This window comes from Nocardiopsis sp. NPDC006139, assembly GCF_040614155.1.
Taxonomy (GTDB): Bacteria; Actinomycetota; Actinomycetes; order Streptosporangiales; family Streptosporangiaceae; genus Nocardiopsis; species Nocardiopsis changdeensis.
On record NZ_JBEXTT010000015.1, the window covers coordinates 97,733 to 110,880 of the forward strand.

Here is a 13,148-nt window from a genome sequence, read left to right on the forward strand (position 1 = left end):
TTCCTCGATATCAATAGCGAAACACGCGGAAAGCCTCTCGAAGAACAATGGCCACTCGTGTCCCGACCCGGCCACGGAACGTCACCGGACGGGTTTTCCGCAGTCCGTACCGGCGTCGGGGTGTGCATCCGGAAAAGAGCGGGAAGGAGTGCGACAGGTCACACGCACGGCGTCCTGCCGCTCCGGGCCGCCCGCTCCACAGGGCCCGGGGCCCGTGGTTCGACCACGGGACGGCGGGGAATCTTGACGTGTACCCGCGTGTTACAACCCCGCGAGACCGCACAAGCGCCTGGGAGGCACCCACACGATGGCCGAGCGAGCACTGCGCGGCACCCGACTCGGGGCGACGAGCTACGAGAACGACCGCAACACCGACCTGGCTCCGCGGCAGGAGGTCACCTACGACTGCAGCCGGGGCCACCGCTTCTCGGTCACCTTCGCGACCGAGGCCGAGATCCCCGCCGAGTGGGAGTGCCGCTTCTGCGGCGACCGCGCTCTGCGCCGCGACGGCTCCGGGGAGGAGCCCAAGGCGGCCAAGCCGACGCGCACCCACTGGGACATGCTGCTGGAGCGCAGGAGCATGGAGGACCTGGAGGAGGTCCTCGCCGAGCGCCTGGAACTGCTCCGCTCGCGCCGCCGCGAAGAGGCGGCGAAGGTGGAGGAGATCGCCAAGCAGCGGCAGAGCGCCTGACGCACCGCATCCGGCAGGGGCGGCGGACACGGGAGTGTCCGCCGCCCCTGTCCGTGTGTCCGGGCCCTACTCGGCGCCGCGGCCGAACGGGTCGCCGGTGGAGCCGACCAGCTCCTTCACCGACTCGATGACGCGGGTGGGGCGGTAGGGGAACTCCTCGGCGGTCTCCCGGCCGGAGATGCCCGACAGCACCAGGATCGTCTGCAGCCCCGCCTCCAGGCCGCTGAGCACGTCGGTGTCCATGCGGTCGCCGACCATCAGCGTGTTCTCGGAGTGGGCGCCGATCCGGCGCAGGGCCGAGCGCATCATCAGCGGGTTGGGCTTGCCCACGAAGTACGGGCTGCGCCCGGTGGCCTTCTCGATGAGCGCGGCGACCGCGCCGGTGGCGGGCAGCGGGCCCTCCGCGCTGGGGCCGGTCTCGTCCGGGTTGGTGGCGATGAACCGGGCGCCGGCGCGGACCAGGCGGATCGCCCGCGTGATGGCCTCGAAGCTGTAGGTGCGGGTCTCCCCCAGCACCACGTAGTCGGGGTTCCGCTCGGTCATGACGTAGCCCACGTTGTGCAGGGCGGTGGTCAGGCCGGACTCGCCGACCACGTACGCCGACCCGTTGGGGCGCTGGGTCTGGAGGAACTGGGCGGTGGCCAGCGCCGAGGTCCAGATGGACTCCTCGGGGATGTCCAGGCCCGTGTTGAGCAACCGCGCCCGCAGGTCGCGCGGGGTGTAGATGGAGTTGTTGGTCAACACCATGAACGGGGTGCCGTGCTCGCGCAGCTCGGCGATGACTTCGTCGGCCCCGGGGACGAGGTGTTCCTCACGGACGAGCACGCCGTCCATGTCGAAGAGGTAGTTCCATTCGTTGCTCACGGGCCCATTGTGCCGGTAGCCGCGCCCGGCACGCCATTCCTACTCCCCGGTAGTCGATTCTCCTCACACCCGGGGCGCGTCTCCGGACCCCTCCGCCAGCAGGGCGCCCAGGCGTTCGCGGGCGGCCGTGCGCAGCAGGTGCGCGTCGGCCCCGGCGGCCCCGCACACCAGGGTGCTCCCGTCGCGGTGCTCCAGCACCAGGGTGGCGCGGTGCCCCTCGTCGGAGAGCCGGGCCCCGGCCAGCCCCGCGTACGAGTACGAGCGGCCGCCCTCCTCCACGGTGCGCCGCCGCGGCTTCTCGCCGTCCCCGTCGCCGGAGGGCAGGGCCGCGCCCACCCGGCGGCGCACCGCCGGGACGAGCAGCAGCGGGAAGTAGAGCGGGAACAGGATGACGAGCAGGAAGACCGTCAGGTACCCCAGGAGCTCCCCGGCGACCTCCTTCCAGGCGAAGGCCAGGCCCGTGATCAGCACCCCCGCCAGGCCGATCCCGACGGGCGCCAGGTGGAGGCCGGTGGGCTCGCCGCCGGTGGCCTGGAGCCAGATCAGCGGGATCCAGCCCACCCCGAACAGGATCAGCGACGCGGTCCCGAGCACGGCGGGCACCCGCTCCCAGCGGGACGGGCGCGCGAAGGCCCGCAGCCGGTAGCCGGACCGGCCCAGCGCCAGCAGCGCCCGGCCGCCCGGGTCGACCCGGACCTTGATCTCGGTGGCCATACGTTTCTCCGCCTCTGTGGTGGTCCCCGGCGATTATGGGCCACGGCGGGGGCGGTGGGAACCGGGTGGCCGGATCAGGACGCGCCGCGGGTCAGACCGGCGGCCAGGGCACCGCGGGCCAGTCGGGCGCCGGGTAGGGGTGGATGCGGTGCTCCAGGAGCAGGTCGGTGCGGGCCCGCACCGCGTAGACCTCGGGGCCGGTCAGGCGCAGCCCCAGCTCCCTGGTCAGGGCGTCCCGGGGGTCGGCCAGCCGGTCGCGCAGGCGCGCCAGCCCGGCCAGCGCCTCCTCGGGCAGCGCCAGCCCCTGCCACTGCCACAGCACCGTGCGGAGCTTGTAGTCCTCGGCGAAGGTCACCCCGTGGTCGCAGCCGTACAGATGGCCCTGCGGGGTGGGCAGCAGGTGGCCGATCTTGCGGTCGGAGTTGTTGATGACCGCGTCGAACACGGCCATGCGGCGCAGGGCGGCGTTGTCGGTCTCCCGGGACAGGGCGATCAGGTCCACGGTGGTGTCGCCGTGCACCCACAGCTGGACCATGCCCTCGCCGAAGGGCCCGTCCCGGTGGACGGTGGGCGGCACGATCTCCCAGCCGAGGGCGTCGGAGACGGCGTGGGCGGCGACCTCGCGCCCGGCCAGGGTGCCGTCGGGGAAGTCCCACAGCGGCCGCTCCCCCGCCACCGGCTTGTACACGCAGTTCGCCGAGAGGGTGCCGTCGGAGACGGTGCAGTACAGGGTGGTGTTGGAGGCGGCGGTGAGGCGCCCCTCGACGGTGATCTCGCCGGTCCGCAGCAGTTCCAGGCCCGCTGCGGGGGTGAGGCCGTCGAAGGGGCCGTCGAGCGCGGTGTCGTCGTGCGTCAAGGCGTGATCAGACCAGGCGGTCGGGCCGGTAGCCGTTCTGGCGCACGCAGATGTGGCCGGCGGGGTCCAGGGGACGCCCGCACAGCGGGCAGTCCGGGCGGCCCGCGGCGACCACCTTCAGGGCGCGGCCGGCGAAGGCGCGGGCGGCCCCGGGGGTGAGGTAGACGCGCAGGACGTCGCGGTGGGCCGGGCCCTCCTCGGTGAAGACCTCCAGCTCCTCCTCGTCCTCGGTGAACTCCTCGGCCGCGGTCTCGTCGATCTCCTGGGCCTCGACGATGACGCGGGAGGCCTCGGCGTCCCAGGCCAGGGCCAGGGTCCCGACGCGGAAGTCCTGCTCGATGGGCTGCTCGAGGGGGCCCTCGTCCTCGGGGACGGCGCTGTCGTCCGGCGGCGCGCCGAAGCGTCGGTGCACCTCTTCCAGCAGCTCCTCGATACGGGTGGCCAGCGCCTCGACCTGCGCCTTCTCCAGGACGACGCTGGTGATACGGCCTTCCCCCACCGCTTGGAGGAAGAACGTGCGCTCCCCCGGCTGGCCCACGGTCCCGGCGACGAAGCGCTCCGGCGGATTGAACTGAAAGACGGGCATGCCTAGAACCTTAAGGGATCTCGGTGACGGTGTGCTCGGCCCCGGCGCCGCCGCCCACGGCGGCGTCCCCGGTGGCCTCGGCCGGGGTGGGCAGGACGGGCCCGGCCCCCTGGCCGGTGTCGTTGAGGACGTTGAGGAAGGGGCGGGTGCGCGTGTAGGTGATGGAGGTGACCGAGCAGGGGTCCACCCGCAGCCGCTGGAAGAGGTCCAGGTGCAGGCCCAGGGCGTCGGCGACGACGGCCTTGATGATGTCGCCGTGGCTGCACGCCACGTACACCGGGGGCGTCTCCCCGGGGGTGAGCAGCAGCCGGGAGTTCCAGTCGCGGACGGCCTCGACGGCGCGGGCGGAGGCCGCGGCCAGGGCCTCGCCGCTGGGGAAGCGGACGGCGGAGGGGTGGTCCTGCACGACCCGCCACAGGGGCTCCTCGGCCAGGTCCTTCAGGGCGCGCCCGGTCCAGGACCCGTAGTCGCACTCGATGAGGCGGTCGTCGGTGGTGACGGGGACGCCCAGCGCCCCGGAGACGGCCTCCGCGGTCTCCTGGCAGCGTTCCAGGGGGCTGGAGAGCAGCACCGCGGGGCGCAGCCCGGTCAGCCGGCGGGCCAGGTCGGCCGCCTGGCCGCGCCCGGTGTCGTTGAGGTGGACCCCGGGGGCGCGGCCGGCCAGCCGGGGCCCGGTGGCGTCGGTCATCCCGTGCCGGACGAGGATGAGCGTGACCGCCTGCGGGAGGGTGTCCTGGGATGGTGGTGTCGCCATGGCCACCACCCTAGGGCGGTGTGCGCCGGGAGGGGACCGGGGACACGGGCGGGCCCGGCCCCCGCGGGGGCCGGGCCCGCGGCGGGGCGGGTCAGCCGACCCCGGCTCCGCCCTCCGGGTCGAGCACGCCGGAGAAGACGAGCACGAGGATGAGGACGCCGAGCGCGATGCGGTAGTACACGAACGGCATGAAGCTGTGGGTGGAGATGAACCTCATCAGCCAGGCGATGACGACGTAGCCGATGACGAACGCCACGACGGTGCCGACGATGGTCGCGCCCCAGCCCGCGTACTCGCCGCCGCCGATGTCCAGCATCTTGTACAGGCCGGAGGCGAACACCGCGGGCAGCGCGATGAGGAACGCGAACTCGGCGGCGGCCGGGCGGTCGAAGCCCAGCAGGCGGCCGCCGGTGATGGTGGCGCCCGAGCGGGAGACCCCCGGGATCAGCGCCAGGGTCTGGAACAGGCCGAACGTGATGCCCCGGCCCAGCGTGAGGTCCTCCAGCTGCCGCTCGCGGCGGGCGAAGTGGTCCACGGCGCCCAGGATGACGCCGAAGACGATGAGGGTGAGCGCGATCAGGCGCAGGTCGCGGAAGACGCTGTCGATCTGCTCTTCCAGGAGCAGGCCCAGCACGCCGATGGGGATGGTGGCCAGGATGACGTACCAGCCGATGCGGGCGTTGACGTCGCCGCGCAGGTCGCGGTCGAACAGGGAGCGCAGCCAGGTGGAGATGACCGCCCAGATCCGCTTGCGGAAGTAGACCACCACCGCCAGCTCGGTGCCGATCTGGGTGACGGCGGTGAAGGCCGCACCGGGGTCGGGCCACTGGAAGAAGGCCGCGAACACGCGCAGGTGGGCGCTGGAGGACACGGGCAGGAACTCGGTGAGCCCCTGGATGAGGCCGAGGACGACCGCCTCGAAGATGGACACTCGGTTTCGGCTTTCCTTGACGGTCCGGCATGGGGGGCACCGGAGGGCGGCTGCGGGCTTTCCCCTGGGAACCGGGAGCCGGACCGGAGGGGGTCCGGGGGGCGGGGGACCGCTCCGGCCCGCGCGGACGGCGCGGTGGACGTCTCCGGCCGGGGCCTGACGAGGGTACGCCGTGGGGATGGACGGCGGGCCGACTTCGGATGAACACGGTACCCTCCGCCGCATGGAACAGCGACAGGTGGGCCGATCGGGACTCTGGGTGTCCCGCACCGCCCTCGGCACGATGACCTGGGGCCAGGACACCTCCGAAGAGGAGGCCGGGCAGCAGCTCGCCGCGTTCGTCGACGCGGGCGGCACGCTCGTGGACACCGCGGACATCTACACGGGCGGGCAGAGCGAACGGATCCTGGGCCGGCTGCTGCGCACCGCGGTGCGCCGCGAGGACGTGGTGGTGGCCACCAAGAGCGGCCACACCCCGGAGGGGTACCGGCCGGTGGACGCCTCGCGCCGCCACCTGCTGGCGTCCCTGGACGCCTCGCTGCGGCGGCTGCAGACCGAGTACGTGGACCTGTGGCAGCTGCACGTGTTCGACCCGGCGACGCCGCCGGAGGAGACGCTGGCGGCGATGGAGGCGGCGGTCGCCGCGGGCAAGGCCCGCTACGTGGGGACCGGCGACCTGGACGCCTGGCAGTTCGCCACGCTGGCGACCTGGCAGCGGGCGCGGCCGGGCCGGGTGCCGCTGGTGAGCGCGGGCACCGAGTACTCGCTGCTCAACCGGCGCGCGGACGACGACCTGCGGCCCGCGGCGGCGTCCGCCGGGGCGCACCTGCTGGCGTGGGCGCCGCTGGGCCGGGGGGTGCTCAGCGCCAAGTACCGGACCGGCACCCCGGCGAGCTCGCGGGCGGCGTTCCCGCACATGGCGTCGTACGTGGAGCCGTACCTGGACGAGCGCAGCCGCCGGGTGGTGGAGTCGGTGTGCACCGCGGCGGAGGGGCTGGGGGTGCCGCCGCTGGCGGTGGCGCTGAGCTGGGCGCGCGACCAGCAGGGGGTGGCGGCCGCCGTGGTGGGGCCGCGCACCCTGGCGCAGCTGGAGCAGGTCCTGGGCGTGGAGGGCGTGGAGCTGCCTCCGGAGATCCGCGACGCGCTGGACGACGCGACGGCGAGGCGCCGCTGAGGCGCCCGGCCGCCGCGGCGGTCAGTCCCCGGCCGGTTCGATCGGGAAGTTCTGGTCGAACACGTTGTGCGGGTCGTACTGGGCCTTGATCCCGCGCAGCCGGGAGAGGGCGGGCTCGGGGAAGGCCAGGGAGAGCACCCCGGGCCCGGTGCGGGTGTCGAAGCTCAGGTACATCCCGTCGATCGCGCCGTCCAGCTCCGCCCACCGCTCGTCGAGGCGGGCCGCGGTGCGCGGCGAGGCCAGCGCCGCCAGGGACTGGGCCTGGTGGCGGTGGGCGTAGGCGGTCGCGTCGGCGGGGACGTCGTTGACCGCCCCGCCGACCTGGCGCAGCTGCATGAAGTAGGTGGCGCCGGAGGCGAGCATGCCCGCCAGGGTCCGCGCGGTGTCCTCGGAGACCTCGGAGAGCAGTCCGGAGCGGCTCGCGGGGACGCCGGCCCCCGTGTGGGGCCCCTCGCCCCGGGGCAGGATCGCCGGGTAGGGCGCGAGCTGCGCGCTCTGGTCCAGGACCGGGCCCGCCTTGAGGAAGGGCTCCAGCGCCGCCACGGCGGCGTCGGTGTCGTCCCCCGCGTGGACGACCATCGCCCGGGCGACCGGCCCCGATCCGCCCCGGCCCGGGGCTGCGATGAGGAAGGCCGTGACCTCGCGGGGCGCGGCGGCGGTGATCTCCCCCCAGGCGCGCAGGAACCCGGCGGTGCGGGAGGCGTCGTAGGCGAACTGGGCGAGGACGACGTCGCCGACCGGTGCGGCGACGGCCTCCACGGAGGTGAGCACGCCGAAGTTGGCCCCGGCTCCGCGCATGGCCCAGAACAGGTCGGGGTTCTCGTCCGCGGCGGCGCGCAGGACCCGGCCGTCGGCGGTGACGACCTCCATCGCGGTGATGTGGTCGATCGTCAGGCCGTGGGCGCGGCCCAGGTAGCCGATGCCCCCGGTGGTGGCGATGCCGCCGACGCCGACGCCGCCGTGGTCGCCCGAGCTGACGGCCAGCCCGTGCGGGTGCAGGGCGGCGGCGACCTCGCTCCAGCGGGCCCCGGCGCCCAGGCGCACCCGGCGGGCGGCGGGGTCGAGGACCTCGACGCGGTTCATCCGGGACAGGTCGACGACGACGCCGCCGTCGTTGGTGGAGCGGCCGCTGATGCCGTGGCCGCCGCTGCGCACGTTGAGCGGGACGTCCTGGTCCAGGGCGTAGCCCAGGGCCTCGGCGACCTGGCCGGCGCTCTCCGGCCGCAGCACCAGGCCCGGCCTGCCGCTCTGCATGTAGCCGTGGCGGAGCCGGGTGTAGGCGCGGTCGCCGGGTTCGACGGCGTGGCCGCGCAGGTCCTCGGGGACGGCGTCGTAGTCGATGCCGGGACGGCGGGCGGCCAGGGCCGCGGCGGCGCGGGCCGGGCCGGTGGCGGTGCCGGCGGAGGCGCGTTCCTTCTCGACGGCCTCGCGCAGGGCGGGCGCGACCTCGGCGCCGAACGCCTCGATGGTGCGCGGGTCGTCGCCGCCGAGGATGAACGTGCTGAACCCGTGTTCCAGGACCAGCGGCAGCAGGTCGTCGACCCACTGGTCGGCGGGGCCCTGGAGGAAGCCGCGGCCGGCGGGCAGCAGGGCGCCCCCGGGGAGGTTGAGCATGCGCCGGACCATGCGCGGGTCGCGCCCGGCCTCCTGCGCGGCCTCGTCGATGATCCGGTTGGCGCCGGGCGCGTCGGCGATCTCCAGGTAGCCCAGGCTGGGCAGCCAGCCGTCGGCCTTGGCGCCGGTGAGGCGGAGCATGCGGGGTTTGTAGGCGCCCAGGTGGATGCCGATGTCGTGGGCGGGTGCGGGTCCGCGTTTCATGCCCGAGACGCGGTGGTGCTCGCCGTTCACGCGGACGCCGCCGCGGGCGTCGGTGTCCCAGGCCTGGCGGATGACGTCGATGCCCTCGGAGAGGGCGGCCACGCTCTGGCCGGGGGTGAGCCGGGGCCCGCCCATGGCGGCGATGCCGTCCCAGAAGGCGCCGGCGCCCAGGCCGAGCTCGAAGCGGCCGCCGGAGAGCAGGTCGAGGGAGGCCGCCTGGCGGGCGAGCATGGCCGGTCCGCGCAGCGGGAGGTTGAGGACGTTGCCGGAGACCGAGATGCGGCCGGTCCTGGCGGCGACCCAGGTCATCAGGGTCCAGGTGTCCAGGAAGCCCGGGTTGTAGGGGTGGTCCTGGAAGGTGGCCAGGTCGAGCCCGGCGGCCTCGGTGAGCTCGCCCAGGGCGACGGCGCGCTCGTGGTCGCCGGCCGAGGGCGTGATGAAGGTGCCGAACCGCAGCGGGTGTCCGTAGTCGGGCATGGTGCTGTGTCTCCTCGGAGGGACGGTCGGAGGTCCGTGGCCCGGACGCCCGCAAAGTAGTTTGTGGAATCAATGATGTTCTGTGCAACTCATCGTACAGAAAACCTATTCCTGGTAGTCTCGGGGCATGACGACACCGAGCCCCGAGAGCGCGCGGGAACCGCGGGGGCGCACCGACGGCCCGGCGCCCGACCTCGGCTGGTCGCTGGCCGTGGTGCTGCAGCGCTGGCACGAGCGGGTGGAGGAGTCGCTCGCCGACGTCCCGCACGGCAGCCGCGGCTACCACGTGCTGGTCGCCTGCGCCGCCGCCGAGGTCCCCACCCAGGCCGCGCTCGCCGAGCGCCTGCTCATCGACCGCAGCGTGATGACCTACCTGCTCGACGACCTGGAGGCCGCCGACCTGGTGCGCCGCCGGGTGGACGACGACGACCGCCGGGTGCGGCGGGTGTGCGTCACCGCGCACGGCCGCGAGGTGCTGGCCGACCTGGCCGCGCGGGTGGCCCACGTGGAGGAGCGCGTCCTGGCCGGACTGGACGAGGGCACCCGCGCCCTGTTCTGCGCCGCCGCCCGCACCGCGGCCGTCGCCATCCAGGAGTCCTCGCCCGACCTGGACCCCTGCGCCGCGGTGCGCACGGTGGTCGGCGACCCGTCGGCCGCGCGCCGGACCCCGCGCCGCCGCCCCCGCGCCCGCTCCTGAACGCCCCGCGCGCCCCGGGTCCGCACGGGGCCGACCCGGACGTCGTCACCTCTCGGTAGGCTCGTCGCGAGAGCAGGAGCACGAGATCGAGGGGGACCGGCCCAGGTGTCCGAGGCAGTCGAACAGGTCAGCGCCGTCCTACAGGGCATGCAGGCCCCGCCCTCCCTGGCGCCGCGGCTGGTGGCCGCGCTGGGCCCGGCGGCCGCGTCGGAGCTGGCCGCCGACCCGTGGCTGCTGCTGCGGCTGCCGCAGGTGACCGCGGAGCAGGCCGACTACTGCGCCCGCCGCGCCCTGGGCGAGGCCGCCCGCCCCGACGACCCGCGCCGCCTGGCCGCCCTGACCGCGCACACGCTGCGCACCGCCGCCGCCCGCGGGCACACCGCGGTGGAGGAGAAGCGGCTGGCCTCGCTGGTGGGCCGCCTGGGCGTCCCGGCCCCGGCCCGCGCTCTGGAGGCCGCCGTGGAGGCGGGCGCCTCGGCGGTGTTCGAGAGCACCGACGACTCCGACGACGACTTCGACTTCGAGGAGGGCGGGGTCCCGGACCTGCCCGAGCCCGAGCGGTTCCACGCCCTGCCCGACCTGGGCGAGGCCGAGCAGCGGCTGGGCGGGCACCTGGTGCGCCTCATCTCCGCCAACGACCCCGTCATGGACTCGGCCACCGCCGCCGAGACCGTCGACGCCGCCTGCGACAAGGGCGGGTTCACCGTCACCGAGCACACCCGCGCCGCGCTGGTCACGGTCGCCCTGCGGCCGGTGACGGTGCTCTGGCACGGCCCGGGGGACTCCGCCGAGACCGCGCGCGCCCTGCTGTGCCTGGCCGCGATCGCCGAGGACAGCCGGGTGGGGATCACCGTGGTGGCGCCCACCGCGCAGACGGCCGCCGCCGTGGCCGCCGACCTGGCCGCGGTGGCCCAGGGCGACCCGGGGGTGCGCGTGCTCTCCCTGGCCGCCGCGCTGCGGCAGGGCCCCATCCCGTCGGGCCTGGTGGTGCTGTGCGAGTCGATGGCGGTGGGCACCGCCCGCGCCGCCGACCTGGCCGCCGCCTGCGCCGACGGCGCGCACCTGGTGCTGCTCGCCGACCCGAGGCAGGCCCCGTCGGCCACCCCGGGCCGTGTCGCCGAGGACATCGTGCGCTCGCGCACCGCCCACACCGCCGAGATCGCCGGCCCCGAGGACGACGGGGCCCCGGGGCCCATCGCCGCCCTGGCGCTGGCCGTGTCCGAGGGCGAGGTCCCCGAGGTGGACGCCCCCGGCCGCGAGGTGGTGCGGGTCCCCGCCGCCACGGCGGAGGAGGCCGCCCACCGGGTCGTGCAGCTGGTCACCGACTCCATTCCGCGCGCGCTGGGCATCCCCGCCGGGGAGGTGCGGGTGGTCACCGCCCGCGAGGACGGCCCCGCCGGGGCCCGCGCGCTCAACGCCGCCTGCAAGGAGCGGCTGAACCCGGGCCCCGGCGCCCTGGGCGGGTTCGACCCCGGCGACGCGGTGCTGCTGGTGGCCGCGGGGCCCGGGTACGGCCCGGGCGACACCGGTGTCCTGCGCGGCCCCGTCGAGCGCGGCGTGGAGGTGGAGCTGGCCGACGGCGCGAAGGTCACCGTCGGCGACCCGGCGGCGCTGCGCCCGGGGTGGGCGCTCACCGTGGGCGCCGCCCACGGCGGCCGCTGGCCCGCCGTGGTGGGCGTGTTCCCGCCCGACGTGCCCGTGTCGCGGCCCCGGGTGTACACCGTGCTGACCCGCGCCCTGCGCCACGTGTCCCTGGTGGACGCCACCGGCGGCGGGCTGGAGACCGGGGTGCGCGAGACCCTGGCCCCCGACCGCGTCACCCGGCTGGTCCAGATCCTGCGCGAGGGCTGACCCGGGCGGGGTCAGCCCAGGACGCGCTGGACCTCCAGCATGCGCTCCACCACGCGGAACCCGAGGCGGTCGTTGACCGCCCGCATCGGGGCGTTGTCGGGGTCGACCCAGGTGCGGACCACCTTCGCGTCGGGGAACTCCCGGGCCAGCACCTCGAGGTTGCGGCGCTTGAGCGCGATGCCCAGACCGTGGCCGCGGTGGGCGCGCATGACCAGGGTGTCGTCCTGGTAGACCTCGCCCCCGCCCTCGGCGGGGACGAGCAGGAGGCTGTACCCGGCCCACTCCCCCGCCGCCGTGCGGGCGACGGACACGACGGCGGTGTACCCCTGGTCGACCCGGCGCGCGTCCTCCGCCCGGAGGCGCTCGGGGTCCCACACCTCCGGTTCGGTGTCCAGGTCGCCCGTGGGCACGTCGCGCTCCATGGCCGTGCGCATCCGCGCGTAGGCCTCCAGGTGCTCCTCCGGGCAGGGGCCGGTCCAGGTGTGCAGCCGGTGGCCGACGGGCGCCCCGGGCGGCGCGGCCATCCTCTCCGGCGGCACCGGAAGGTCGAGGACCAGGTAGTCCTCCTCGTGCACCGTGGCGAACCCGTGGGCCCGGGCGAACCGGGCGCCGGGCCAGTCGTCGGGGGTGTGCCCGCCGGGCACGTAGACCTCTCCGGTGGCGGTGGTGCGGCCCTCCTCGGCCATGGCCTCCAGGGCCAGGCCCGCCAGGCGCGCTCCCAGGCCCCGGCCCCGGCGCTCGGGGACCACCGACACGTCCACCTCGGCCAGGTGCCGGTTCTCCCGGTCGGGCAGGTCCACCATGAGCGTTCCGACGGTGCGGCCGTCCTCCACCGCCGCGTACAGCCGGTGGTGCCGGTCGTCCCGGGGGGCGAGCATCCCCCTGAGGTCGGTGTAGCCCATGACGGCGGCCTCCGGCCGCCCGTGCGTCGCCGCCTCCACCAGGGCGGTGTGCCAGGCCCGCAGGGCGGACTCGTCGGCGGGGTCGATCGGGGTGATCATCGAAGGGTGTCCTCTCGTCCGGTCGATGGTACGGCCAGGGGTTCGCCGAACCCGCGCAGCCGCGAAGACGCCATGGCGGTCAGCGCCGCGGCGATCCGCCGCCCGGGTCCGTGTCGACCCCGCCGGAACGGCCCGGGCGGGGCGCCGGGTCAGCCCCGGGGGAGGTTCTCCTCGATGAGCGCGACGATCGCCGGGTCGTCGGGCACGGTCGAGGGCCGGAAGCGGTGTACCGCGCCGTCGGGCAGGACCAGGAACTTCTCGAAGTTCCACTTGACCCGCCCCGCGTCGCCCCCGGCGTCCGGGGTGCGGGTGAGCTCGGCGTACAGGGGGTGCCTCCCCCTGCCGTTCACCTTGACCTTGCTCATCATCGGGAAGGTCACGCCCCAGGTCATGGAGCAGTACTCGGCGATCCTGTCCTCGCCGCCGAACTCCTGGAGGAACTGGTTGCTGGGGAAGCCCAGCACCGTGAACCCGCGGTCGCCGTAGGTCTTCTGCAGCTCCTCCAGCGCGCCGTACTGCGGGGTGAGCCCGCAGCGGGAGGCCACGTTCACCACCAGGCGGACCTTGTCCGCCCACTCCCCGAAGGTCGTCTCGCGCCCGTCGATCAGCGTCACCGGGATCTCGTTCAACTCCGCCATGGTCCACACCCCTCGTCACCGTGCCTGCGCGCCGGACTCCAGAGTGCCAGAGCCGTGCGGCGCGCTCTCACCGGTCTCTCACCCGGACGGCGTAAC

13 protein-coding genes are annotated in these 13,148 nt (G+C 75.0%); 4 read left to right on the plus strand and 9 right to left on the minus strand.

Annotated features, from left to right (window positions below; all coding sequences use genetic code 11):
• Nucleotides 1-307 precede the first annotated feature (307 nt).
• A complete protein-coding gene (locus tag ABZ249_RS20415; RefSeq protein ID WP_220560344.1) occupies nucleotides 308-691 on the plus strand; it encodes an RNA polymerase-binding protein RbpA in 384 nt (127 codons plus the stop codon).
• Nucleotides 692-757: 66 nt separating this feature from the next.
• On the opposite strand, the gene ABZ249_RS20420 is transcribed toward ABZ249_RS20415, so the two are convergent.
• From ABZ249_RS20420 to ABZ249_RS20445, 6 genes are all read right to left on the minus strand, one after another.
• The gene (locus tag ABZ249_RS20420; protein ID WP_255646465.1) at nucleotides 758-1,555 is read right to left on the minus strand and encodes an HAD-IIA family hydrolase; all 798 of its coding nucleotides are present in this window, start codon (nucleotides 1,553-1,555) and stop codon (nucleotides 758-760) included.
• Nucleotides 1,556-1,618: 63 nt separating this feature from the next.
• Entirely contained in the window at nucleotides 1,619-2,269 is a 651-nt protein-coding gene (locus ABZ249_RS20425) for a hypothetical protein (protein ID WP_355265187.1), read from the minus strand.
• A 91-nt stretch (nucleotides 2,270-2,360) separates the two neighbouring features.
• On the minus strand, nucleotides 2,361-3,125 hold the full coding sequence (locus tag ABZ249_RS20430; protein ID WP_220560342.1) for an SCO1664 family protein: 765 nt from the start codon (nucleotides 3,123-3,125) through the stop codon (nucleotides 2,361-2,363).
• Between the two features lie 7 nt (nucleotides 3,126-3,132).
• Complete coding sequence (locus ABZ249_RS20435) at nucleotides 3,133-3,711, minus strand: DUF3090 domain-containing protein (protein WP_220560341.1); 579 nt, start codon at nucleotides 3,709-3,711, stop codon at nucleotides 3,133-3,135.
• Between the two features lie 10 nt (nucleotides 3,712-3,721).
• Nucleotides 3,722-4,465, minus strand: a complete 744-nt coding sequence (locus ABZ249_RS20440) for an MSMEG_4193 family putative phosphomutase (RefSeq protein ID WP_355265191.1) — start codon at nucleotides 4,463-4,465, stop codon at nucleotides 3,722-3,724.
• A gap of 91 nt (nucleotides 4,466-4,556) precedes the next feature.
• Complete coding sequence (locus ABZ249_RS20445; protein ID WP_355265194.1) at nucleotides 4,557-5,396, minus strand: undecaprenyl-diphosphate phosphatase; 840 nt, start codon at nucleotides 5,394-5,396, stop codon at nucleotides 4,557-4,559.
• A gap of 223 nt (nucleotides 5,397-5,619) precedes the next feature.
• Here ABZ249_RS20445 and ABZ249_RS20450 point away from each other — a divergent pair, with 223 nt between their 5' ends.
• Nucleotides 5,620-6,570 carry an aldo/keto reductase gene (locus tag ABZ249_RS20450; RefSeq protein ID WP_355265197.1) on the plus strand — a complete coding sequence of 317 codons (951 nt, stop codon included), beginning with the start codon at nucleotides 5,620-5,622 and terminating at the stop codon, nucleotides 6,568-6,570.
• A gap of 21 nt (nucleotides 6,571-6,591) precedes the next feature.
• Here ABZ249_RS20450 and ABZ249_RS20455 read toward each other — a convergent pair whose 3' ends face one another.
• Nucleotides 6,592-8,865 (minus strand): LLM class flavin-dependent oxidoreductase, encoded by a 2,274-nt coding sequence (locus ABZ249_RS20455; RefSeq protein ID WP_355265200.1) that lies wholly within the window; start codon nucleotides 8,863-8,865, stop codon nucleotides 6,592-6,594.
• A 127-nt stretch (nucleotides 8,866-8,992) separates the two neighbouring features.
• Between ABZ249_RS20455 and ABZ249_RS20460 the strand changes: the two genes are divergently transcribed.
• Together ABZ249_RS20460 and ABZ249_RS20465 are read left to right on the plus strand one after the other, a co-directional pair.
• On the plus strand, nucleotides 8,993-9,562 hold the full coding sequence (locus ABZ249_RS20460; RefSeq protein WP_355265203.1) for a MarR family winged helix-turn-helix transcriptional regulator: 570 nt from the start codon (nucleotides 8,993-8,995) through the stop codon (nucleotides 9,560-9,562).
• A gap of 105 nt (nucleotides 9,563-9,667) precedes the next feature.
• Entirely contained in the window at nucleotides 9,668-11,413 is a 1,746-nt protein-coding gene (locus ABZ249_RS20465; protein ID WP_355265206.1) for a helix-hairpin-helix domain-containing protein, read from the plus strand.
• 11 nt (nucleotides 11,414-11,424) lie between these two features.
• On the opposite strand, the gene ABZ249_RS20470 is transcribed toward ABZ249_RS20465, so the two are convergent.
• Nucleotides 11,425-12,414 carry a GNAT family N-acetyltransferase gene (locus ABZ249_RS20470; RefSeq protein WP_355265209.1) on the minus strand — a complete coding sequence of 330 codons (990 nt, stop codon included), beginning with the start codon at nucleotides 12,412-12,414 and terminating at the stop codon, nucleotides 11,425-11,427.
• A gap of 149 nt (nucleotides 12,415-12,563) precedes the next feature.
• Complete coding sequence (locus tag ABZ249_RS20475) at nucleotides 12,564-13,052, minus strand: glutathione peroxidase (protein WP_220560331.1); 489 nt, start codon at nucleotides 13,050-13,052, stop codon at nucleotides 12,564-12,566.
• Between the last annotated feature and the right edge of the window lie 96 nt (nucleotides 13,053-13,148).

Bases quoted from the DNA above. Each gene is read 5' to 3' on its own strand.
- ABZ249_RS20450 (WP_355265197.1), top strand. From the start codon at position 5,620: ATGGAACAGCGACAGGTGGGCCGATCGGGACTCTGGGTGTCCCGCACC.
- ABZ249_RS20470 (WP_355265209.1), bottom strand. From the start codon at position 12,414: ATGATCACCCCGATCGACCCCGCCGACGAGTCCGCCCTGCGGGCCTGG.
- ABZ249_RS20435 (WP_220560341.1), bottom strand. From the start codon at position 3,711: ATGCCCGTCTTTCAGTTCAATCCGCCGGAGCGCTTCGTCGCCGGGACC.
- ABZ249_RS20460 (WP_355265203.1), top strand. From the start codon at position 8,993: ATGACGACACCGAGCCCCGAGAGCGCGCGGGAACCGCGGGGGCGCACC.
- ABZ249_RS20415 (WP_220560344.1), top strand. From the start codon at position 308: ATGGCCGAGCGAGCACTGCGCGGCACCCGACTCGGGGCGACGAGCTAC.
- ABZ249_RS20425 (WP_355265187.1), bottom strand. From the start codon at position 2,269: ATGGCCACCGAGATCAAGGTCCGGGTCGACCCGGGCGGCCGGGCGCTG.
- ABZ249_RS20440 (WP_355265191.1), bottom strand. From the start codon at position 4,465: ATGGCGACACCACCATCCCAGGACACCCTCCCGCAGGCGGTCACGCTC.
- ABZ249_RS20455 (WP_355265200.1), bottom strand. From the start codon at position 8,865: ATGCCCGACTACGGACACCCGCTGCGGTTCGGCACCTTCATCACGCCC.
- ABZ249_RS20475 (WP_220560331.1), bottom strand. From the start codon at position 13,052: ATGGCGGAGTTGAACGAGATCCCGGTGACGCTGATCGACGGGCGCGAG.